General features: G+C 73.6%; 13 protein-coding genes and 2 pseudogenes. 6 read left to right on the top strand and 9 right to left on the bottom strand.

Features of this window, described 5'->3' with window-relative positions; all coding sequences use genetic code 11:
* Positions 1–31 precede the first annotated feature (31 nt).
* From ABD343_RS27980 to ABD343_RS27965, 4 genes are all read left to right on the top strand, one after another.
* On the top strand, positions 32–1,684 hold the full coding sequence (locus ABD343_RS27980) for a beta-N-acetylhexosaminidase (protein ID WP_344532105.1): 1,653 nt from the start codon (positions 32–34) through the stop codon (positions 1,682–1,684).
* A 320-nt stretch (positions 1,685–2,004) separates the two neighbouring features.
* The gene (locus ABD343_RS27975) at positions 2,005–2,880 is read left to right on the top strand and encodes an FAD binding domain-containing protein (RefSeq protein ID WP_344532104.1); all 876 of its coding nucleotides are present in this window, start codon (positions 2,005–2,007) and stop codon (positions 2,878–2,880) included.
* Complete coding sequence (locus tag ABD343_RS27970; RefSeq protein ID WP_344532103.1) at positions 2,877–4,442, top strand: 2Fe-2S iron-sulfur cluster-binding protein; 1,566 nt, start codon at positions 2,877–2,879, stop codon at positions 4,440–4,442. Before ABD343_RS27975 ends, ABD343_RS27970 begins: the two co-directional genes overlap by 4 nt.
* A gap of 213 nt (positions 4,443–4,655) precedes the next feature.
* On the top strand, positions 4,656–6,950 hold the full coding sequence (locus tag ABD343_RS27965) for a xanthine dehydrogenase family protein molybdopterin-binding subunit (protein ID WP_344532102.1): 2,295 nt from the start codon (positions 4,656–4,658) through the stop codon (positions 6,948–6,950).
* Positions 6,951–6,966: 16 nt separating this feature from the next.
* On the opposite strand, the gene ABD343_RS27960 is transcribed toward ABD343_RS27965, so the two are convergent.
* From ABD343_RS27960 to ABD343_RS27950, 3 genes are all read right to left on the bottom strand, one after another.
* Positions 6,967–7,533 carry a cupin domain-containing protein gene (locus ABD343_RS27960; protein ID WP_344532101.1) on the bottom strand — a complete coding sequence of 189 codons (567 nt, stop codon included), beginning with the start codon at positions 7,531–7,533 and terminating at the stop codon, positions 6,967–6,969.
* Positions 7,530–8,198, bottom strand: a complete 669-nt coding sequence (locus ABD343_RS27955) for a TetR/AcrR family transcriptional regulator (RefSeq protein WP_344532100.1) — start codon at positions 8,196–8,198, stop codon at positions 7,530–7,532. The genes ABD343_RS27960 and ABD343_RS27955 overlap by 4 nt, the downstream gene beginning before the upstream one ends.
* 99 nt (positions 8,199–8,297) lie before the next feature.
* Positions 8,298–9,185, bottom strand: a complete 888-nt coding sequence (locus ABD343_RS27950; RefSeq protein WP_344532099.1) for an alpha/beta fold hydrolase — start codon at positions 9,183–9,185, stop codon at positions 8,298–8,300.
* 260 nt (positions 9,186–9,445) lie between these two features.
* Between ABD343_RS27950 and ABD343_RS27945 the strand changes: the two genes are divergently transcribed.
* The gene (locus ABD343_RS27945; protein ID WP_344532098.1) at positions 9,446–10,912 is read left to right on the top strand and encodes an FG-GAP-like repeat-containing protein; all 1,467 of its coding nucleotides are present in this window, start codon (positions 9,446–9,448) and stop codon (positions 10,910–10,912) included.
* A gap of 387 nt (positions 10,913–11,299) precedes the next feature.
* On the opposite strand, the gene ABD343_RS27940 is transcribed toward ABD343_RS27945, so the two are convergent.
* Positions 11,300–11,893, bottom strand: a complete 594-nt coding sequence (locus ABD343_RS27940; protein ID WP_344532097.1) for a TIGR03086 family metal-binding protein — start codon at positions 11,891–11,893, stop codon at positions 11,300–11,302.
* A 262-nt stretch (positions 11,894–12,155) separates the two neighbouring features.
* Between ABD343_RS27940 and ABD343_RS27935 the strand changes: the two are divergent.
* A pseudogene (locus ABD343_RS27935) lies at positions 12,156–13,274 on the top strand (N-acetylmuramoyl-L-alanine amidase); the annotation flags it as partial.
* A gap of 28 nt (positions 13,275–13,302) precedes the next feature.
* Here ABD343_RS27935 and ABD343_RS27930 read toward each other — a convergent pair.
* The 5 genes and pseudogenes from ABD343_RS27930 to ABD343_RS27910 all read right to left on the bottom strand — a co-directional run.
* A pseudogene (locus ABD343_RS27930) lies at positions 13,303–14,424 on the bottom strand (MFS transporter); the annotation flags it as partial.
* A gap of 68 nt (positions 14,425–14,492) precedes the next feature.
* Positions 14,493–15,248: a barstar family protein gene (locus tag ABD343_RS27925; protein ID WP_344532096.1), complete on the bottom strand. Its 756-nt coding sequence runs from the start codon at positions 15,246–15,248 to the stop codon at positions 14,493–14,495.
* A gap of 7 nt (positions 15,249–15,255) precedes the next feature.
* Complete coding sequence (locus ABD343_RS27920; protein WP_344532095.1) at positions 15,256–19,674, bottom strand: DUF6531 domain-containing protein; 4,419 nt, start codon at positions 19,672–19,674, stop codon at positions 15,256–15,258.
* Complete coding sequence (locus ABD343_RS27915; protein WP_344532094.1) at positions 19,671–20,249, bottom strand: hypothetical protein; 579 nt, start codon at positions 20,247–20,249, stop codon at positions 19,671–19,673. The genes ABD343_RS27920 and ABD343_RS27915 overlap by 4 nt, the downstream gene beginning before the upstream one ends.
* Positions 20,246–20,590 carry an SseB family protein gene (locus tag ABD343_RS27910; protein ID WP_344532093.1) on the bottom strand — a complete coding sequence of 115 codons (345 nt, stop codon included), beginning with the start codon at positions 20,588–20,590 and terminating at the stop codon, positions 20,246–20,248. The genes ABD343_RS27915 and ABD343_RS27910 overlap by 4 nt, the downstream gene beginning before the upstream one ends.
* Positions 20,591–20,608: the final 18 nt, after the last annotated feature.

The raw sequence follows: 20,608 nt of genomic DNA, 5'->3' as shown, positions 1-20,608 counted from the left end.
CCGTTCCGCTGCTCCGTACGGAAGGAACACCATGCACGACCTGATCCCCGCCCCCCGCCTCGTCCAGGAGGGAGAGGGGGAGGACTTCGTCCTGGACGGGCGTACGGCGCTGCGCGCTGGCGACGGCACGGAAGAGGTGGCCCGGCAGCTCCGGCGCGAACTGCCCGCCCTGCCCCTCCTGCCCCCGGACGGGAACGAGCGCAACGAGATCGTCCTCGCCCTCGACCCCGCCCTCGGCGAGGAGGCGTACCGCCTCACCGTCGGCGCCGGGCGGATCGGGATCACCGGCGGATCGGCCGCCGGGACGTACTGGGGCGTCCAGACGCTCCGCCAGCTCCTGCCGCCCGCCCTCCTCCGCCGCGCCGGAGCGTCGGAAACACGCGTACGTCCCGTCCGCGTCGAGGACGAACCCCGCTTCTCCTGGCGCGGGTTCATGCTCGACGTCTCGCGGCACTTCACCCCGAAGGACGGCGTGCTGCGCACGCTCGACCTGCTCGCCGCGCACAAGCTCAACGTCTTCCACTTCCACCTCACCGACGACCAGGGCTGGCGGATCGAGATCCGCAGGCACCCGCGGCTGACCACCGTCGGCGCCACCCGCCCCCGCTCGCGCGTCGGGCACCGCGACGGCGAGATGTGGGACGAGCAGCCGCACGGCGGCTTCTACACCCAGGACGACATCCGCGAGATCGTCGCGTACGCCGCCGACCGCCACATCACCGTCGTCCCGGAGATCGACATCCCGGGGCACTCGCAGGCCGCCATCGCCGCCTACCCGTTCCTGGGGAACGCGGACGTCATCGACACCGAATCCCTGACCCCCTGGACCGAGTGGGGCGTGAACCCCAATGTCCTCGCGCCCACCGACGCCGTCCTCCGCTTCTACGAGGACGTGCTGGAAGAGGTCCTGGAGCTGTTCCCCTCGCCGTACGTGCACGTCGGCGGCGACGAGTGCCCGACCGGCCAGTGGAGCGCCTCGGCCACGGCCCGGGAGCGGGTGGCGAAGGAGGGGCTGGCCGGACCCGGCGACCTCCAGGCGTGGTTCAACCGGCACTTCGGGCGCTGGCTCGCCGCGCGCGGGAGGCGGCTCGCGGGCTGGGACGAGATCCTGGAGAGCCGAGACCCCCGCGAAAGCCCCTCCGGCGAGCCCACGGGCGACCGGGAGATCCCCGAGGGCGCCCTCATCTGCTCCTGGCGCGGCTACTCGGGCGGCGTCGCCGCCGCCGAGGCCGGGCACGATGTGGTGATGTGCCCCGAGCAGCAGGTGTACCTCAACTTCCGGCAGGCGGAGGGCGAGGACGAGCCCGCGCCCGTCGGCTACGTACGGACGCTGCGCGACGTCTACCGCTTCGAGCCGCTGCCCCCGCGCCTGGCCGGGACCCCGGCCGCGCGGCACGTCGTCGGCACCCAGGCCAACATGTGGACCGAGTGCGCCGACACCCGGCAGCGCCTGGACTACCAGGTCTTCCCCCGGCTCAGCGCCTTCGCCGAGGTCGCGTGGTCGGCCCTCGCGGCACCGGACGAAAGGGACTTCGCGGACTTCGAGCGGCGCATGGCGGACGCCCACTACGCGCGGCTGGACGCCCTCGGGGTGAACTACCGCCCGCCGTCCGGGCCTTCTCCGTGGCAGCGTCGCCCCGGCGTTCCCGGACGTCCGCTCGAAGGGCCGCCCCCGATCGTGTGAGGAAGCGCCGGGGCTGCCCCGGCCTTCCCGGCTCCTGCCCAACACTCGCCAAGCACGGTATTCCGCTCCCGAAGGGACAGCTCGGACAGGTCCGTCAGCGGGGACACATGGGGTGTCATGGACGGATCCGCCCTTCCTGGACCCTCGTGTCAGCAGCCCGCCGAGATGTGCCAGAGTTGCCTCGTCCGGGCTGTGAGCACGTACCGTACGGCAGTGCAGCCGGGAGACCGGGGGAATCCGGGGAAGGGGCAGCCAGGTTGAGCACGCACGTACAGCACGTATCGCATGCACCGCGCGACGCGCACGCTGTGCCCTCTGTCATGCTGCCGAACACGCTGGACGAGGCGGTCGCGGCGCTCGCCGCCGTGCCCGCCGCCGTGCCCGTCGCGGGCGGCACCGACCTGATGGCCGAGGTGAACTCCGGCCAGCTCCGCCCCGCCGCGCTCGTCGGCCTCGGGCGGATCAGCGAGATCCGCGGCTGGGAGTACCAGGACGGGCACGCCGTGCTCGGCGCCGGTCTCACCCACGCCCGCATGGGCCGCCCCGACTTCGCCGCGCTCATCCCCGCCCTCGCCGCCGCGGCCCGCGCCGCGGGCCCGCCCCAGATCCGTAACGCCGGAACGCTCGGCGGGAACGTCGTCAGCGCCTCCCCGACCGGCGACGCGCTGCCCGTGCTCGCCGCGCTGGAGGCCACCCTCTCCATCGCGGGCCCCGAGGGCGCCCGCCGCGAGCTGCCCGTGAGCCACCTCCTCGCGGGCATGGAGATGCTGCGGCCCGGCGAGGTCGTCGGCTATGTGCGCGTGCCGCTGCTGCACGCGCCGCAGACCTTCCTCAAGGCCACCGGGCGCACGGGCCCCAGCAGGGCGCTCGCCTCGGTGGCCGTGGTGCTCGACCCCGTGCGGCGCGGGGTGCGGTGCGCCGTGGGCGCGGTGGCGCCGATGCCGCTGCGCCCCCTGGAGGCGGAACGCTGGATCGCCTCGCTGATCGACTGGGACGGGGAGAGGGGCCTGGCGCCGGAGGCGCTGAGCGCCTTCGGGGAGTACGTCGCGATGGCGTGCATCCCCGACCCGCCCCCTGAGGAGGGCGCGGATCCCGGAGCGCCGGGAGCCGCCCCCGCACTACCGCCCGCCGCGCTGCACCTGCGGCGTACGGTGGCGACACTGGCCCGCCGTGGACTCGGGAGGGCACTCGCATGAGCGGCGCACCGCACGACAACCGGAACTACCCGGACGACGAGGGCAACGTCGAGGGGCACCCCGACCGGAACGCCAACCGGAACCCGGAGCAGTACGGTTCGCCGGGCACGCCCGACCCGTACGCGCAGGGCGGTCCCGGGGGCCCCGGCGGCCCGTACGGCCAGGAGCGCCCGCAGGCCTGGGGCACCGGCGAGTACGACGCCGACGCCACCGCCTTCGTGCAGCTCCCGCCCGACGGGCTGCCGCCGCAGGACATGCCGCTCGCCGCGCCCGGCACGGGCCAGGGCGGCTACACCCCGCCGCCCATCGACCCGACCCCGCCGCACGGCTCCCCGATGACGCCCGCCGCCGCCACCGACCCGTCGGCCACGGGCCACTGGACGATGCCGTTCGCCGGAACGGCGCCGGAGGCGTCCGGGCACGCGCCCGCGGCGGAACCGGAAGCGGAACCGGAGCAGGAGACGTACGGCGGCCCGGCCGCCGCGCTCGGCCAGGGCGCCGCCGCGGCCCTCGCCGGCTCGCACGAGGCCCGCACCCAGCGCCGCCCGCTCGGCGAGGGCGGCGGCGCGGGCACACCGGGCGTTCCGGGCAGCGACCCGGCCGTTCCGGGCACGGGCGTTCCGGGCGGCGAACCGGCCGTTCCGGGTGCGCCGAGTGTTCCGGGCACGCCGGGCGTCCCCGGTGCCGGTGGCACCGTCGCCGATGCCGGTGCGGTGGCCGAGCCGTGGCAGGCGGAGCCCGCGCCCATGACTCCGGCCGCGCCTCCGGCCCCGGCCCCGGCCCCCGAGGAGTGGCCGGGCGCGGCACCGGTTCCGGCCCAGCCGGAGCCCGCCCTGTCCGAGCCCGAGCCCGGGCCCGCGCCGTCGCCCGAGCCCTCGCGCGAGGTCGCGGTCGAGGCGGCCGAGCCCGTCGGTGCCGAGCCCTCGCCGGAGCCCGGGGCGGACGCCGCCGAGGCCGACGCCGACGACCCGTTCGCGCCCAACACCCCGGCCGTCGACAGCGAACACCCGCACACCTCCTACGTCCTGCACGTCAACGGGGTCGACCGCCCCGTCACCAGCGCGTGGATCGGCGAGTCGCTGCTCTACGTGCTGCGGGAGCGCCTCGGCCTCGCCGGGGCCAAGGACGGCTGTGCGCAGGGCGAGTGCGGCGCCTGCTCCGTCCAGGTCGACGGCCGCCTCGTGGCCTCCTGCCTGGTGCCCGCGGCGACGACCGCCGGGTGCGAGATCCGTACGGTCGAGGGGCTCGCCTCGGGCGGCGTCCCGTCCGATGTGCAGTGCGCCCTCGCCGAGAGCGGCTCCGTGCAGTGCGGCTTCTGCGTGCCCGGTCTGGCCATGACTGTGCACGACCTGCTGGAGGGCAACCACGCGCCCTCCGAGCTGGAGACCCGCCAGGCGATCAGCGGCAACCTGTGCCGGTGCTCCGGGTACCGGGGCGTGCTCGACGCCGTCCAGAAGGTCGTGAGCGACCGGTCCGCCCAGGCCGCGTCCGCGGAGGGGGCAGGGGGACACGATGCCGAGATCCCCCAGCAGGCCCGGCACCCCGAGTGGGGTGGCGCGTGATGCGTCCTGCTGTCTGCTGTGGACGCCTTCCGGGCAGCCCCGTGCGGCGCGTGCGCGACCGCGCGTGCTTCGTGGCCGGTCGCGCAGTTCCCCGCGCCCCTGACGGGGCACCTCCGCTTCGGCCTCCCGCGAAGCTTGGGCACCCTGCGCCAGGGGCGCAGGGTGGGCAAGCGCAGCCCCCCATGCCGGGTACGCACAGAAAGGCACAGGGCGATGACCGAGACCGTTGACACATCCGGCATCCGCCTGGACGGCGAGCCCGAGCCGCACGGGCTCGGGGCCTCCGTGCAGGCCGCCGACGTCTACGCGAAGGCGGCGGGCACGTATCCGTACGCCGCCGACCTGTGGGCCGAGGGCCTGCTCTGGGCGGCCGTCCACCGTGCCCCGCACCCGCACGCCCGTATCGTCTCGATCGACACCGAGCAGGCCGCCGCGATGCCCGGCGTGCGCGCCGTGATCACGCACGCGGACGTGCCGGGCGACGCCGCGCACGGCCGCCGCGTCGCCGACCAGCCCGCGTTCGCGCGGGACGTGGTGCGGTACTACGGCGAGCCGATCGCCGCCGTCGCCGCCGACCACCCCGACACCGCGCGCCTCGCCGCCGCCGCCATCGACGTCGAGTACGAGGTGCTGGAGCCGGTCACCGACCCGGAGAAGTCCTTCGAGTCCGAGCCGCTGCACCCCGACGGCAATCTGCTCCGGCACATCCCGCTGCGCTACGGCGACCACGACGTGGTCGGCGACGTGGTGGTCGAGGGGCTCTACCGGATCGGCCGCCAGGACCCCGCGCCCGTAGGGGCCGAGGCCGCGCTCGCGGTGCCCCGCCCGGACGGCGGCGTGGAGATCTACACGGCCTCCACCGACCCGCACACCGACCGCGACCTGGCCGCCGCCTGCTTCGGACTGCCGCCCGAGCAGGTCAAGATCGTCGTGACCGGCGTCCCCGGCGCGCTCGGCGACCGCGACGACGCGAGTCTCGGCGTGCCGCTCGGGCTCCTCGCGATGCGCACCGGCTGCCCGGTGAAGATCGCGGTGACCCGTGAGGAATCCTTCCTGGGCCACCCCCACCGCCACCCCACCCTGCTGCGCTACCGCCACCACGCGGACAGCGAGGGCAAGCTCCTCAAGGTCGAGGCGCAGATCCTGCTCGACGGCGGCGCCTACGCCGACACGTCCTCGGACGCGCTCGCCGCCGCCGTCTCCTTCGCCGCGGGCCCTTACGTCGTGCCGCACGCGGTGATCGACGGCTGGGTCGTACGGACGAACAACCCGCCGTCGGGCCATGTGCGCGGCGAGGGCGCCATGCAGGTCTGCGCCGCGTACGAGGGCCAGATGGACAAGCTCGCCGAGCGGCTCGGCATCGAGCCGGCCGAGCTGCGGATGCGGAACGTCCTCGCGACCGGCGACCTGCTGCCCACCGGCCAGACCGTGACCTGCCCGGCGCCCGTGGCCGAACTCCTCACCGCCGTACGGGAGGCGCCGCTGCCCGCGCTGCCCAAGGAGGGCCCCGAGTCCGAGTGGCTGCTGCCCGGCGGCCCCGAGGGCGCGGGCGAGCCGTCGGCCGTGCGGCGCGGGATCGGATACGCGCTCGGCATGGTCCACATGCTCGGCGCCGAGGGCACCGACGAGGTCTCCACCGCCACCGTCAAGGTCAGCGGCTCGGTCGCCACGGTGATGTGCGCGGCGGTCGAGGCGGGCCAGGGCTTCGCGACGCTCGCCCGGCAGATCGTCCAGGAGACCCTCGGCATCGACGAGGTGCACGTCGCCTCCATCGACACCGACCAGCCCCCGGCGGGCGCGGGCGCGCGCGGGCGCCACACCTGGGTCTCGGGCGGCGCGGTCGAGCGCGCGGCGAAGATGGTCCGCACCCAGCTCCTCCAGCCGCTCGCCGCCAAGTTCGGGATGTCCACGGAGCTGCTGTCGATCGCCGACGGCAAGATCACCTCGTACGACGGCGTCCTCTCCACGACCGTCGCCGAGGCCCTGGAGGGCAAGGAGCTGTGGGCCACGGCCCAGTGCCGCCCCCACCCGACCGAGCCCCTGGACGAGACGGGCCAGGGCGACGCCTTCGTCGGCCTCGCCTTCGCCGCCGTACGGGCCGTGGTGGACGTGGACATCGAGCTGGGCTCCGTCCGGGTCGTCGAGGTCGCCCTCGCGCAGGACGTGGGCCGGGTCCTCAACCCGCGCCAGCTCAGGGCCCGTATCGAGGCGGGCGTCACCCAGGGCGTCGGCACGGCGCTCACGGAGCATCTGCGCGTCGCCAAGGGCGTCGTCCGCCACCCCGACCTGACGGCGTACGCGCTGCCGACGGCCCTGGACGCCCCGGACGTCAAGATCGTCAAGCTGATCGAGGAGCGGGACGTCGTCGCGCCGTTCGGCGCGAAGGCGGCCTCGACGGTCCCGGTCGTCGTCTCCCCGGCGGCGGTCGCCGCGGCCGTACGGTCGGCGACGGGCCGCCCGGTCAACCGCCTCCCGATCCGCCCCCAGGCGGCGGTCAGCGGGGGCTGAGCGGGCGCGCCCCGGGTCAGCGAGTCTTGAACGAGCGGCGGAGCGCCGCCTTGTCCTCCCAGGACTCCGCCGCGGGGCCCTTGGCCATGTCCGGGAAGAAGCTGTCGTGGCGGCGGAAGAACTCGGCGCGCTCCTCGTCGGTCATGCCGCCGACCGTGGCGAGCCCCTCGAAGTAGCCCTCGCGTGCCGCTCCGGGCGCGAAGAGCATGAGGAACTCGGCGGGCTCGCCGGAGATGTTGCCGAAGGAGTGCACGCCGCCCGGCGGGATGTAGAGGTAGTCGCCCTGCGTCGCGTCGAACCAGCGCTCGCCGTCGAAGACATGGATCTCGCCGGACAGGACGTAGAACGACTCGGACATCGTCTTGTGGAAGTGCGTGCTGGTCCCGCCGGGCTCGGGGCCCATGACGTTCCTGTAGAGCCCGAAGAGGCCGTTCGTGCTCAGCCGGGTGGAGAGATAGTGGAACTCGGTGCCGGGGCGCGGCGCGTAGTCGGCCGGGGCGTCGGCGGGCCGGAAGGACGCGCTGACCTCGCCCTCGTCGCCGTCGTAGCGGATCTCGGGATAGTCGGGGGAGAGGAAGGTCATGGCCGGCTCCTTCGGGGCGTGGGTGCGGGGGCGTAGAGGCGCAGGAAGGCCCGTACGCCGTCGGTGACGATCTCCTCGACCGTGGCCGGGGGGAGGGGCAGCGCTCCGTGGAAGGAGCGGAGCAGCACGTCGTTCTGGGTCAGCGAGTTGAGGCGGGCGGCGGCCTTCTCCGCGTCGTCGAGGTCCAGCAGGCCCCGGTCCGCGATCCGCCGCAGATAGGGGGCGAGCCGCCGGTGCGCGGAGGGCGGGCCGTGCTCGCGCCACTTCTCCAGCACGTGCGGGGGCAGCCGGTGCACCTCGGCGTGGATCGCGCGGACGAGCGCGAAGTGCTCGGGGAACTCGGTGACGGCCAGGGCCCGTTCGAGGCAGAAGGCGGTGAGGTCCTCCTCCAGGTCCACGATCTTCCGCAGGTGCCTCTCCAGCAGGACGTGCACGGCCTCGGTGACCGCGTCGGCGCCCTCGACCGCGACGGAGCGGAAGAGGTCCTCCTTGTCCGCGAAGTGGTTGTAGATCGTGCGCTTGGCGACGCCCGACTCGGCGGCGATGGCGTCCACGCTCGCGCGGGTGTACCCCTCCCGCCCGAACACCAGCCGCGCGGCACGGCAGATGGCCTGGCGCTTGTCGGGCCTGCCGCCGCCGGGGCGCGGCGCCGGGGGATCGGGCATACGCGGCTCTCCTTGAGCTGACCGTGAGCGGATTGCACCATGTGGTGCAGCAAGGAGACTGAACAGTAGAACTATTGCACTGGGCAGTGCAATAGCTCGCTACGCGAGGAACTCGTCGAGGAGCGGCCGGAGAAGCTCCGGCTCGTCGACCCAGGGGTAGTGGCCGACGCCGTGCAGGGGGCGGAGGCGGGCGTCGGGGAAGCAGGCGGCCACGGCCTCGCCCGCGCGCATGCCCGTGACCGCGTCGCGGTCGCCGGTCACGACGAGCACCGGCGCCTCCACGGCGGCCAGCCCGTCGACGACCGCCTGCCGCTCGCCCTCCGTGACGCCCTGCCAGAAGGCCGCGCGCGGCACGGGGTTGAGCTGGACGCCCTCGTCGGCGGCGTGCTCCTGCTGCGGCGGCTCCCAGCGCCCGTACGCCATCGGCGCGGCCCGCAGCAGCAGGCTGCGGATCTCGTCGAGATCCGTCGCGTGGGAGAGGAGCCGGACGGCGACGTAGGCGTCCTCCCACCAGTCCTCCTCCGCGGCACGGGCCTCGAAGATCTCGCGGGCGTCGTCGGGCAGCAGGCCCTGGAGACGGGAGCCGGGGTTGAGGAGGACGAGGTGCGAGAGGCGGCCGGGGTGCGCGGCGGCGTACGCCTGCGCCGTGGCGGTCCCCGCGTCGTGCGCGAGCAGCGCGAAGCGCTCCAGGCCGAGATGGGCGCGCAGGGCCTCGACGTCCTCGGCGAGGCGCGGGAAGGCGTAGGCGCCGGGCGTGGCGGGCGGCGGCGAGCCGCCCGTGCCGCGCTGGTCGGGGACGACGAGGGGGCGGAAGGCGCTCAGCCCGCCGAGGTCCCCGAGATACGCGGCATCACGCGCGGGCCCTCCGGCGAGGCAGACGAGAGGAGCGGGAAGCTCCGCTTCCGGGCCGTCGTCGCCGCCCGGATGAGCGCCGCCGAGCACGCGGTAGGCGAGCTGTGCTCCGTCGTACGACGTGTAGTGGGGCATAAGGGAAAGTCTGCCCGAACACAGGGGGCGGATCCGGGCAAGCCGGAACCGTTGGCCGGGGCCCGTGTGTCCTGGGAGGTGAACGTGGGGCAACGCGGGGGCGAAAGCGGAATGTCATGATCCCTTCACAATCGCCCGAGAACGCACAGGTTCGTACAACCGACCACGGCGGCGCCGTGTCGTACCCCACAGAGCACGGAGCGCTGGCGCGCAGGAGCGCCACCCCCCACAGCTACCGGGCAGTCCTGTTTGGAGGAACAGTGCGCAAGCGATCTCTTACCGCCGGCATCGCGGTGGCGAGTGCCATGGCGGCGGGCCTCTCCCTCGTCGCGGTGCAGACGGCAGGTGCGGCGACCGGCGACACGGACGCGAAGGCAGGGAAGAAGGCGGCCAAGGCCGCCAAGGCCGCCGCGTACAAGGCGGACTTCAACGGCGACGGCTACGCGGACACCGTGAGCGCCGGCTCCAACGGGACGGTCGCCGGCGTCAAGGGCGCCGGTTACGTCACGGTCGTCTACGGCTCGGCCAAGGGCGCCGACCCCAAGCACCGCCAGATCATCACCCAGAAGACCTCGTGGGTCCCCGGTGACCCGGAGCAGGGCGGCGGCTGGGGCGGTGTCCTCGCGGCCCGCGACTTCGACGGCAACGGCGTCACCGACCTCGCGGTCTCCGCGCCCGGCAACGACACCGGCGTCACCATCCTGTGGGGCTCGAAGGGCAAGGGCCTCGACGGCGCCAACGCGGTGGAGAAGGAGGTCGACGGCTCCAAGCTGGCCGCGGGCGACTTCAACGGCGACGGGAAGGACGACCTCGCCGTCGGCAAGAAGGGGAGCTGGTCCGACCTCCAGGTGCTGCACGGCCCGTTCAAGGGCGGCCAGGCGGCCGACTCCGAGGACGTGACGGCGGACGTCGGCGACAGCGAGCTCGGCGAGATCACCGCCGGGGACGTGACGGGCGACGGCATCGACGACCTCTTCGGGACGTACGGCTTCGAGGAGATGTCCCGCAAGTCGCAGTTCTGGAAGGGCAGCAAGAGCGGCATGGCCAAGGCCGTCGCCACCCAGGACGCGGCCACCGCGACCGTCGGCGACGTCGACAAGGACGGCTACGGCGACCTCGTCGTCCGCACCGTCCCGGGCGGCGTCCTGGAGAACCTGCCGTACGACCACGGCACGGTGAAGGTCCTCTACGGCACGGCCGACGGCCCCAGCAAGACCCGCTCGACCACGCTCACCCAGAACAGCGCGGGCGTGCCCGGCAAGAACGAGGAGGGCGACGAGTTCGGCGCCTCCCTCACCGCCGGTGACGTCAACGGCGACGGTTACGCGGACATCGCGGCGGGCGTCCCCGGCGAGGACATCGGCACCGGCGCCTCGGGCAAGGACACCGGCGCCATCGTCCAGCTCCTCGGCGGCAAGGGCGGCCTCTCCGGCACCGGCGCCAAGAACTGGGACCAGGGCACGGAGGGCGTCCCCGGCGCCGTCGAGGCCGGCGACCGCTTCGGCCAGGCCGTGAGCCTGCGCGACACGGACGGCGACGGCAAGGACGACCTGGCCATCGGCGCCCCGGAGGAGGACGGCACGTCGGCGGAGAAGGACGCCGGAGCCGTCTGGTCGCTGCGCGGCGCCAAGGGCGGGCTCACCGCCACGGGCGTCACGTCCTGGGGCCCGACGGCCCTCGGCGCCCCGGCGTCCGACGCGCGACTGGGCGTCAACTTCGCCCGCTGACGACCGGACTGACGTGCGGACACGGCCCCGCACCCCTGGAAGTACGGCCCTGAGGGCCGGCTCCGGGGGTGCGGGGCCGCTTTTTCGCTGCCGCGTGGCCGCGTGGCCGCGTGGCCGCGGGGTCGCGGGGTCGCGCGAGGCCCCCGCGCCGCGCGGCCGCCGGTGGGCGGCTCCTCGGCGTAGGGGGCGGTTCGGCCCGGGAGCGGGGAGCGCGGGGAGCCGCGCGCCCGGCTACCGGCCACCGGCCACCGGCGGAACGGCCCGCGGCGCGCGGCGCGCGGGAAGGGGCAGCCCCTTCCCGGCGGCCGACGAGACCGTACGTCGGCGAGTGCGGCACGCGGGCGTACGGGTCCGGAGCGGTCCGGAGCGGTCCGGCGCCCGTGAGGGTCAGGCGGCCCACTCCGGGTCGCGGCCCGTCCAGGCCGCCAGGTGGGTGTAGACATCGGCGCCGCCCGCGGCCTCGCGCGCGGGGCCGAACGGGATGCCCTCGCCGCGGCGCTCGGGCGGGGCGACGACGCCGACGATCTCCCGGGCGAACGCCGCCAGTTCGGCGTCCATCTCCCCGGTCGGCAGGTCCAGGGCCCGCGCGAGGTCCCACGCGTGCACGATCGCGTCGCTCGCGACGACCGCGACAGCCATCCGGCCCGGCACCTCGCCGAACGGCAGCGTCATCTGCCGGTCCAGCGTGGCGTCGTCGGCCCACGCCGCGCGGACGCGACCGGCGGCGGCGGTGAACGCGGTGTGCCAGTCGTCGCCTCGGTCGGCGGCCGGGGTCGGGGCGGGCGCGGGCGCGTCCTCGGCGGCGGCGGTGACGCGCTCCGCGACGTCGAGGAGATGCCCCAGAAGATCGCGCACCGTCCACTCGGTGCACGGGGTCGGCGCGTCGAACTGCTCGGGCTTCGCCGCGTCGACGAGCCCGACGACCTGGGTGAGCGCCCGGTCGTACACCGGACGCGCGTCGGGCAACGAGGACAGATCCATCACAGACCTCCAACGGGACGGGAATGGCGCCGCGTTCGGAACGCGGCGCCCCCAGAATCCCACGCGCCGGTGACAGCGCCGGTGTTGGCGCCCCCGGCGGCGGGGCGACGGGGGAGAGGCGGGGGTGAGACCGGGGAGAGGCGGTGTGGGACGCGCGTAGATGTCAATGTCCGTATGTCATTGTCATGCCCTTACCACATCGGTACTGTGGCCGGTCTCAAGGCACGCACCAGCTCCATCCCCCCACCTCCCAGGAGCAGCTATGCCCGGAGTCAGCAGCAGCGCGCGGCGCACCGCGAAGGCGGCCTCGCTCGTCGCGGTCCTCGCCTCGGCCGCGCTTCTCGCCACCGGAACGGGACCGATGGCGTCGGCGGCACCCGAGCCCGCCGACGGCGGCGCGGCGAACGGCCCGATGAACGGCGCGTTCGCCTCGGCCGCCGAACGCTTCGACGTCCCCCGCGACGTCCTCGCCGCCGTCGGCTACGGCGAGACCCACTTCGACGGCCACCGGGGCAAGCCGAGCCAGGCCAACGGCTACGGCGTGATGCACCTCGTCAGCAACCCCGCCCGGCACACGCTCGAACAGGCCGCCGAACTCACCGGCGAGCCCGTCGCGAAGCTCCGCCGCGACACCGGCGCCAACATCCACGGCGGCGCCGCCGTCCTGCGCGCCTACGCCGACCGGCTCGGCCTCGACGCGGACGAGCGCGACGACGTGGACGCGTGGTACCCGGCCCTCACCGAGTACAGCGGCGCCAAGGGCGCGACGGCCCGGCTGTACGCGGACACGGTCTACTCGTTCCTCAAGAAGGGGATCAAGGCCGAGACCCCCGGCGGGGAGCGGATCGCGGTCACCGCGCGCACCGTGGACCCGCACAAGACGGGCGCGCCCAAGGCCGGTGCGGGGACGCAGAGCGAGGACTACCCCGACGCCAAGTGGGTCCCGGCCGACGGGAACAACTTCGCCTCGGGCAGGGCCGAGTCGCTCAACAAGATCGTCGTCCATGTCACGCAGGGCTCGTACGCGGGCTCGATCAGTTGGTTCCAGAACCCCGAGGCCCAGGTCAGCGCCCACTACGTGGTCCGCTCCTCGGACGGCGAGGTCACCCAGATGGTGCGCGACGCCGACACCGCGTACCACGCGCGCAGCGCCAACGCCTCCTCGCTCGGCATCGAGCACGAGGGGTACGTCGACGACCCGACCTGGTTCACCGACGCGATGTACCGCTCCTCGGCGGCGCTGACCCGGCACCTGGCCGACGCGCACGGGATCCCCAAGGACCGCGAGCACATCGTCGGCCACAGCGAGGTCCCGGGCAACGACCACACGGACCCCGGTCCGAACTGGGACTGGGACAAGTACATGGCGCTGGTGAAGGGCTGACCCCTCCCGGGGCGAGGCAGACGGCGGCGGCGAGGCAGGCGACCACGCCGCCGCACACCAGCACGGTGGTGAGCGACGTACGGTCGAGCACGAGCCCTCCGGTGAACGCGCCGAGGGCGAAGGTCGCCTGGAAGGCGGAGGTGAACACCACACCGGCGGCCTCCGGCGTCTCCGGGGTGCCCTTCGCGAACCAGGTCTGCGAACAGACCGGCACGGCGCCGTAGGCGGCGCCCCAGAGCACGAGCAGCACGGCGGCGCCGGGCAGGTGCGTGCCGAGGAGGGGCAGCGACAGGGTGACGCCCCCGATCCCCGCCGCCGCGACCCCGAACGCGGCCCGGGGCCACCGCGCGACGGCGGCGCCCCCGGCGAAGTTCCCGGCGACCCCGGCCGCGCCGTAGGCCAGGAGCAGCCCGGTGACGACGCCCGGCCCGACACGGGTGACCCCTTCCAGGAACGGCGTCACGTACGTGTACGTCCCGAAGTGCGCCAGCACGACGAGGAACGTCACGCCGAGCGCCGCCCGCGTCGGCCGGGCCCGCAGCGTACGGAGCAGCACCGCGGGCCGCGTCGCCGTCCCGGCGGGCAGCCGCGGCACGGTCACCGCGAGCGCCCCGCCCACGACGGCGGCCAGCGCCCCCATCACGGCGAACGCCGCCCGCCACCCCGCCAGGTCGCCGAGCAGCGTGCCGAGCGGCACCCCCAGCACGGAGCCGAGCGGCACCCCCGCGAACACGAGCGCGGTGGCCCGCGCGGCGCTCCCCTCCGCGACCAGCCGCGACGCGACCCCCGCGGCGATCGACCAGAACCCTCCGATGACGACGCCGACCAGCACGCGCGAGACGAGCATGACGGGGAACGACGTCGCGCACGCGGCGAGGAGATTCGCGGCGGCGAGCAGGCCCATGAACGCGCACAGCATCACCCGCCGGTCCGCCCGCGCCGTCAGCACCGTGACGCCGGGCGCGGCGATCGCGGCCAGCACCCCGGGCACGGCCATCATCAGCCCGGCCCGCCCGTCGGAGACCTCGAAACTCCCCCCGATCCCCGTCAGCAGCCCCACGGGCAGGATCTCGGTCGTGACGATCGCGAAGATCCCCACCATGACGGCCACGACGGCGGCCCAACGCGAGCCGGGTGCGGTTTCCATGCGACCCAGTCCAGCGCGGAGCCGGTCACTTCTCCGGCGGAATCGCGACGTGAACGGTGCTGCGCTGGTCAGCCGTGCCGCTGTTCGTCCGCCTCTGTCGGCGTCTCGATCGGAACGTCGTGCCGGCGCAGTGCGGAGAGCACGTAACCCAGTTCGTCGGCGTCGATATTCGCGCGACTCGTTTCGAAGTTCCGCCACCGGAGGCGGATGGGTGGGGTGGCCAAGGTGTTGTTGAGGCAGTCGTCCAGGCCCGCGGGGCTGGAGCCGAGGTAGCCCGCGGGGCCGTTGACGGCCTCGCCGAGGGCGCAGTAGAAGCTCTCGATGTTCGCGAGATCGGCGCCTTCGATCTCGTAAGTGTCCGCGTGGCCGTAGACGCGGGGCTGGTGACCGGAGCGGAACCAGGTCTGCTGGACAACGTGAATCCAACTCCGGTGCGCACCGGGGGGCAGCCGTTTCCACATGCCGGTCTCGGTCGGCGGGCCCTGGTCGACCCAGGTCTGCCACAGCTCACGCGCGTACGCGTACGGGCTGGCGTAGCCGCCCAGATCGAAGGCCAGGTCGACGGCGCCAGGCACCGCCTCGCTCTCCCGGATGTCGGTCACCTCGATCTGGCCGATGTGGTAGAAGCCGATCTCCTCGTCCTGCCGGTTCCGCACCTGCAGTTCCATCCCTTCGAGCAGCAGCGGAATCCGCTCGGGCCGAAACGAGGTGCCGATGGCGGTGACGACATCCGACGTGCCCAACGGCGGCTCCACGAAGAAGCCGAGCAGATCGACCGCCGAGAGCACGTCCTCGCGGCTCTCTTCCTCGACAAGGACGTACATGGCGCTCCTATTTCCAACCGTCGTCCGGGAAATGTGGTGCCTTGAACGGATGGATCGTCTCGTAGTGGTCCACGGTCCAGCCCATGACGATACGCCCGTCCGGCAGTTCCTTCTTGAGGATCTTGTAGTCCTGTTCCCTTCCTCTGGGTGCGCCGGGAACGGTGTATTCCTCGGAACCTGCCCACCGCTTCTCATGCGGCTTATGGTCGCCGGCGAATGTCTTCGGATCGCCCGTCTTCGGATCCGTCTGCCGGACGCCGTTGCCCGCCCTGATCTCCTCGTATGCCCTGATCGTCACTTTCGGCAGCCCCTTTGGGAGAGGGTCCGAGAGGCGTGGTGGCTTGTCCCCGCACCCCGCGAGTCCCAGCGGGTCCCGCCAGGTGAGCGGATTAGGGACGTAGGCGTGGTCGTGCGTGGACGGGACGAGCCCCAGGGGGTCGGGGGAAAGGTAGCGGGCGGTTTCGGGGTCGTAATAGCGGAAGTAGTTGTAGTGCAGGCCCGTTTCGGGGTCCGCGTATTGGCCCGGGAATCGGAGCGGGCATTCCGCCGTGCCGGATGGGGAAGGGAGGGGAGTTCCCCAGACGGTGGTGCGCCGCTGCCACGCCAGCTCACCCCCGGCGGTGAGCAGTTCCGTCGGAGTGCCCGTCTGGTCGGTGATCACCGCGAGGAACACCGCCGGAGACAGCGGCTCCCGGTGGATCTGGGCCAGCGGCCGGTGGGTGCCCGGCGCGTACTCCCACGCCGTGCTGGCACCGTCCCCGGTCGTCTGCTCCGCCAGGCGCGAGTTGTCCCAGGTGAAGCGGACCGTGGAGCCGGAGCTTCCCTCCTTGGCCAGACGGCGGCCGAGCGGGTCGTAGGTGTACGTCCACTCCTCATCGTCCGGGGTCGTGACCCGCGTCAAGCGGTCCTCGGCGTTCCAGGTGTACGTCCAGGTGCGGGTCTGGCCGTTGAGGAGTTTGCGGGTCCTGCGGGTCATGCGTCCCGCCGCGTCGTAGTCGTACGTCGTGCGGCCCGCGCGCTGGACGAGTGTTCCGGAGACGTCTCTGTCGCCCGGGGACGGGTGGTCGGGGGCCTCGGCCCGGGTCTGGTTGCCCACCGCGTCGTAGGCGTAGCGCTCCGTCCAGCCGTGGGCCCGGACCGCGGTGGGGCGGCCCATGGGGTCGAGGGTGAACTTTCGCGTGCCGCTCGTGAGTTCGCGGACCTCCGTGACGTAGCCGTCTGGGCGGTAGGTGTACGTGCGGTGCTGGAGGAGGTCCGGTTCGGGGCCCGGGCCGGTGAGCTGCTGGGTCGCGAGGCGGTCCGTCTCGTCCCAGGACTGGGTGAGCGTCACGTCACCCACCGCGCGAGCGACCTCGCGGCTCGCCGCGTCGTGCGTGAACGACAGCTCGTTGTCCGCCGTCGTCAGGGTCAGCGGAAGGCCAGCGGCGTCGTACGTCCAGGTGGAGACCAGCCCGGAGGGAGTGGTGCGGTGGGTGCGGTTGCCCAGGGCGTCGTATCCGTACGTGCTCGTACGGCCGTTCACCGTCTCCGCGAGGACGCGGCCGAGCGGGTCGCGTTCCCAGGTCAGGTCCGAGACGGCATTCGCCGCGTGCCGCAGGTCGCCTCGCGCGTCGTACGCGTATGTCGTCTCCTCGCCCGCCGTCTCGTCGCGTTCGCGCACCACGCGGCCCAGCGCGTCGAGGTCGTAGTGGAGCGTCTGGCCGCAGGCGTTGGTCCTGGCCACCAGGTCGCCCGCCGCGTCGAGTTCGTACGTGCGGGTCGCGCCGTTGAAGTCGGTCTCGGCGACGAGGCGGCCCGCCTCGTCGTATTCGTAGCGCCACTCGCGGCCCTGCGGGTTCGTGACCGTGAGCAGGCGCAGTTCCGTGTCGTACGCGAAGGCGTAGTGCGCGCCGTCCGGGTCGGTGCGGGTGGCGGGGAGGTCGAAGTGGGTGTGGGTCCAGCGGGTGGTGTGGCCCGCCTCGTCGGTGTAGGTGGCGAGGTTGCCCTCGGGGTCCCAGTTCCAGGTCTCGCGGGTGCCGTCGGGGTGTTCGCGGAAGGCGGGCTTGCCCTCGATCGTCCAGCCCTGGCGCGAGGTGCGGCCCAGGGGGTCGGTGAGGGAGGTGACGCGGCCGTGCGGACCCCGCGTCACGCGGGTGACGGCGCCCGTCGGGTCCGTCAGGGAGAGGGGGAGGCCGGTGGCGTCGGCCGTGACGTGGGTGGTGCGGCCGTTCGGGTCGGTGACCGAGGCCAGGTGGCCCGCCGCGTCGTACGTGTAGCGCGTCGTGGCACCCGTCGGGTCGGTCGTGCTGAGGCAGTACCCCCGGTCGTCGTACGTGTGGCGCCAGGTCCCGCCGCCCGGTTCGCGGATCTCCAGGGGGAGGCCCCAGTCGTCGTACGTGGCCTCCGTGACCGCGCCGTCCGGCTGGGTGATGGACGTGCAGTTGCCGTTCTCGTCGTACATGTAGCGGGTGGTGCGGCCGAGTGGGTCGGTGACGCTGACCGGGTGGCGGTTGGTCTCGTCCCACTCGGTGTACGTGGTGTGGCCGAGGGGGTCGGTCTCGGCGGTGACCTTGTACGCCTCGTTGTAGACGTAGGTGGTCGTGCGGCCGAGGGAGTCGGTGTACCGGTTGGTGCGGGCTGCCGGGTCGTAGTGCATACGGCCGGAGAGGATGCCGTCCGGGCCGATGCCGCGCAGGACGCGGCCGCGGTGGTCGTAGACGTAGGCGTACGAGGTGCCGTTGCGGTCGGTCCAGGACGTGACGCGGTGCTCGTCGTCGTAGCGGTAACGGAGCGGGAGGCCGGTGGAGTTGATGATCTCCGTGAGGTCGCCCGCCTGGTCGTAGGCGTAGCCGATCAGGCGGGTGGCGGTGCGCCGCTCGCCCTCGCCGTGGCGCAGCAGCAGGGCGGTGATCCGGTGGAGCCCGGGGTCGGTCTCGACCTCGATGTCGTAGCCGCCGGAGTGGGTGACGCGGACGGGCGCGCCCTGCTCGTCGTACGCGAAGGCGATGCGGTCCCCGTCGCCCGTGCGGTCGGTGATCGCGTGGAGGGCCAGCTCCCGGCCGCCGACCGGCAGCCGCGCGAAGTGGAACGTGCGGTTCTGCTCGGGCACGGTGAGCGTGACGGTGCTGTCGGGCTTGCCGTCCCAGACCAGGGGCCAGCGCGGCCCGCTCGTCGGGAACGTGGGTACCTCGGGCTCCGGCACCGGGTAGGTCAGCACCATGCCGTCCGGGGCGACGTACACGACGCCCTCGTCGTCGAGTTCGAGGCGCTGGTCGAGGGTCGCCGCCCAGGACGGGCCGAACCAGCCGCCGCAGGGGTGGCCCGAGACGTAGTGCCGCTCCAGGACCAGGGGGAGCGCGCCGGGCAGTTCGACGTCCGTCGCCGACATGATCATCTCGCCGCTCGCGGCGTCGATCGGCTCGCCGGTGCCCTTCTTGGTGCCGTTGCCCTCGCCGCTGTTCCCGGACTCCCCGCCCGCGCGGCCCCGCGCGCTGCCGTCCCGGCGCAGCGCGCCCTCCCGGCCCTTGAGCCGCTCCGCCGCGTTCTTCGCCGCCGAGAGGCCGCGCTTGGCGCCGCCCGCGCCGCCGCTGCCGAGGGCGAGCAGCAGTTCGGGGGTGAGCTGGCCCGCCGCGCGGGCGGGATTGCGCTGCCACTCCTCCCAGTTGAGGGCGGCCTTGGCGAACTCCTTCGGGTGGTCCTTCGCGTACACGACGCCGTCCACCATGCCCGCGAGCTGGAGGTCCGCGCTGCCGGGGCCGTCCGCGACCAGGGCCTTGAGCTGCTTCTCCCAGGACAGGCCCGTGTCCCCCATGCCGCGCAGGAAGTCCTTGCCCCAGCCCTTGACCTTGTCCATGCCCTGGGGGCCGGGCTTCTTCTCGGGGGCCTTCTCCGCCGCGGTCTCCAGCGTGCGCTTGGCGGTCCGTACGACGCCGTCGAGTTCGGCCTCCAGCTTGTCGAGGCGGCGGTGGCAGGCGTCCATGGCGGCGATGCCGGGGTCGTTCTCCGGAGGGCGTTCCGGGAGCGGGTCGTCGCCGCGCTCCAGGGCCGCGTTGTACGCCTCGACCTTCTTCCAGTACCGCTTCGACGTCGCCCTGGCCTCGTCCGCGTCCGCGATGATCGGCTTGACCCGCTTGTGGACGGAGCGGAGCTTGTCGGCGTACGCGTCGAGGGCGCCCGCCGCCGAGGTGAAGTACTTGTGCGCGGCGGCCAGTTCCCTGGGCAGGCTCCGGGTCGCGTTCTCGAACTCCTCGGCCCCGGCCCCCGTCCAGTTCTTGAGCATCAGCACGTCGAGCTGGGCGTTGCCGTCCTTGAAGGCGCCCGCGTACGCCTTGAGCTTGACGACCAGGTCGTCGACGTCGGACGGCTTGCCGTAGATCACGTCGCCGGGCTCGGCGTTCGGGGGTATGCGCTCGACGGCGCCGCCCTCGGTGGCGTCCTTCTGCGTCACGCGATCGTTCCCTTCCCGCCGTCGGTGACCCAGCCGCCGTCGTAGAGCTTGCGGGGGTTGGAGGGCGGGTCACCGGTGACGACGCCGCCGCTGCCGGTGTCGCCGCCGACGTCGCCGTCGGCGCGCCCGTTGTCGGTGAGCCAGGGCTCCTGGTAGATCTGCGGCGCCGGGTCGAACTTCGGCCGGTTCCCGGCCTTCCAGGACTCCAGCGCGTGATCGCCCCAGGGCAGCTTGGCGATGTTGTCGGCGGTCGGCTCGAAGTCCTTGATACGGAGCAGGTCCGCGAGCACGTACGCCGCGATGACCTGCCTGAGCGTCTCGACCACCGTGTCCGCGTGCTCGGCGACGCGGCCCATGCCGTAGCCCCAGCCGGACAGCAGGTCCCGGGCGGGCTTCACGATGTCGAACGTGGCCGCCTCGTTGATGTGGTCGGCCATCGGCTTCCAGTCGTTCTTGATCTTGCGCGCGGCGACCACCGACTCCTCCATGGGCGTGAGGATCCGCCGCAGCGAGGAGATCTCGACCGCGTACCCGGCCCCGGGCGCCGCGCCGTCGCCCTTGCCCTCGCCGCTCATCGGCCCTTCTCCGGGGCGGCGGCCCGCAGCGCTTCGGGGTCCAGCAGGAACGGCCCGGGCTCGGGCCCGAGCGGATCCACCAGCGCCCGTACGCCCTCGGGCAGCAGCTCCACGAGGTCTTCAGCGGTGGTGGACGCCCAGTCGCACGCCCCCGCGAACAGCGCGAGCCGCTCCCAGGAGGTGAACACGGGCACGAGGGGCCCGCCCTCGGTCTCGGCCACCAGGAACCCGGGCTCCTCGGGCCGCTGGAAGTACAGCCGCATCGCGCGTACGGCGTCGAGCCGTTCCGCCGCCGACATCCCGGCGACCCGCTCCCCCTCGACCAACTCCCGCAGCGACATAGGCCCCCGCCCCCCTGT

It is taken from the genome of Streptomyces albiaxialis (assembly GCF_039530985.1).
In the GTDB taxonomy this organism is placed as follows: Bacteria; Actinomycetota; Actinomycetes; order Streptomycetales; family Streptomycetaceae; genus Streptomyces; species Streptomyces albiaxialis.
Note: the sequence above shows the minus strand (reverse complement) of the source record. Positions and strands in the feature narration are given on the sequence as shown.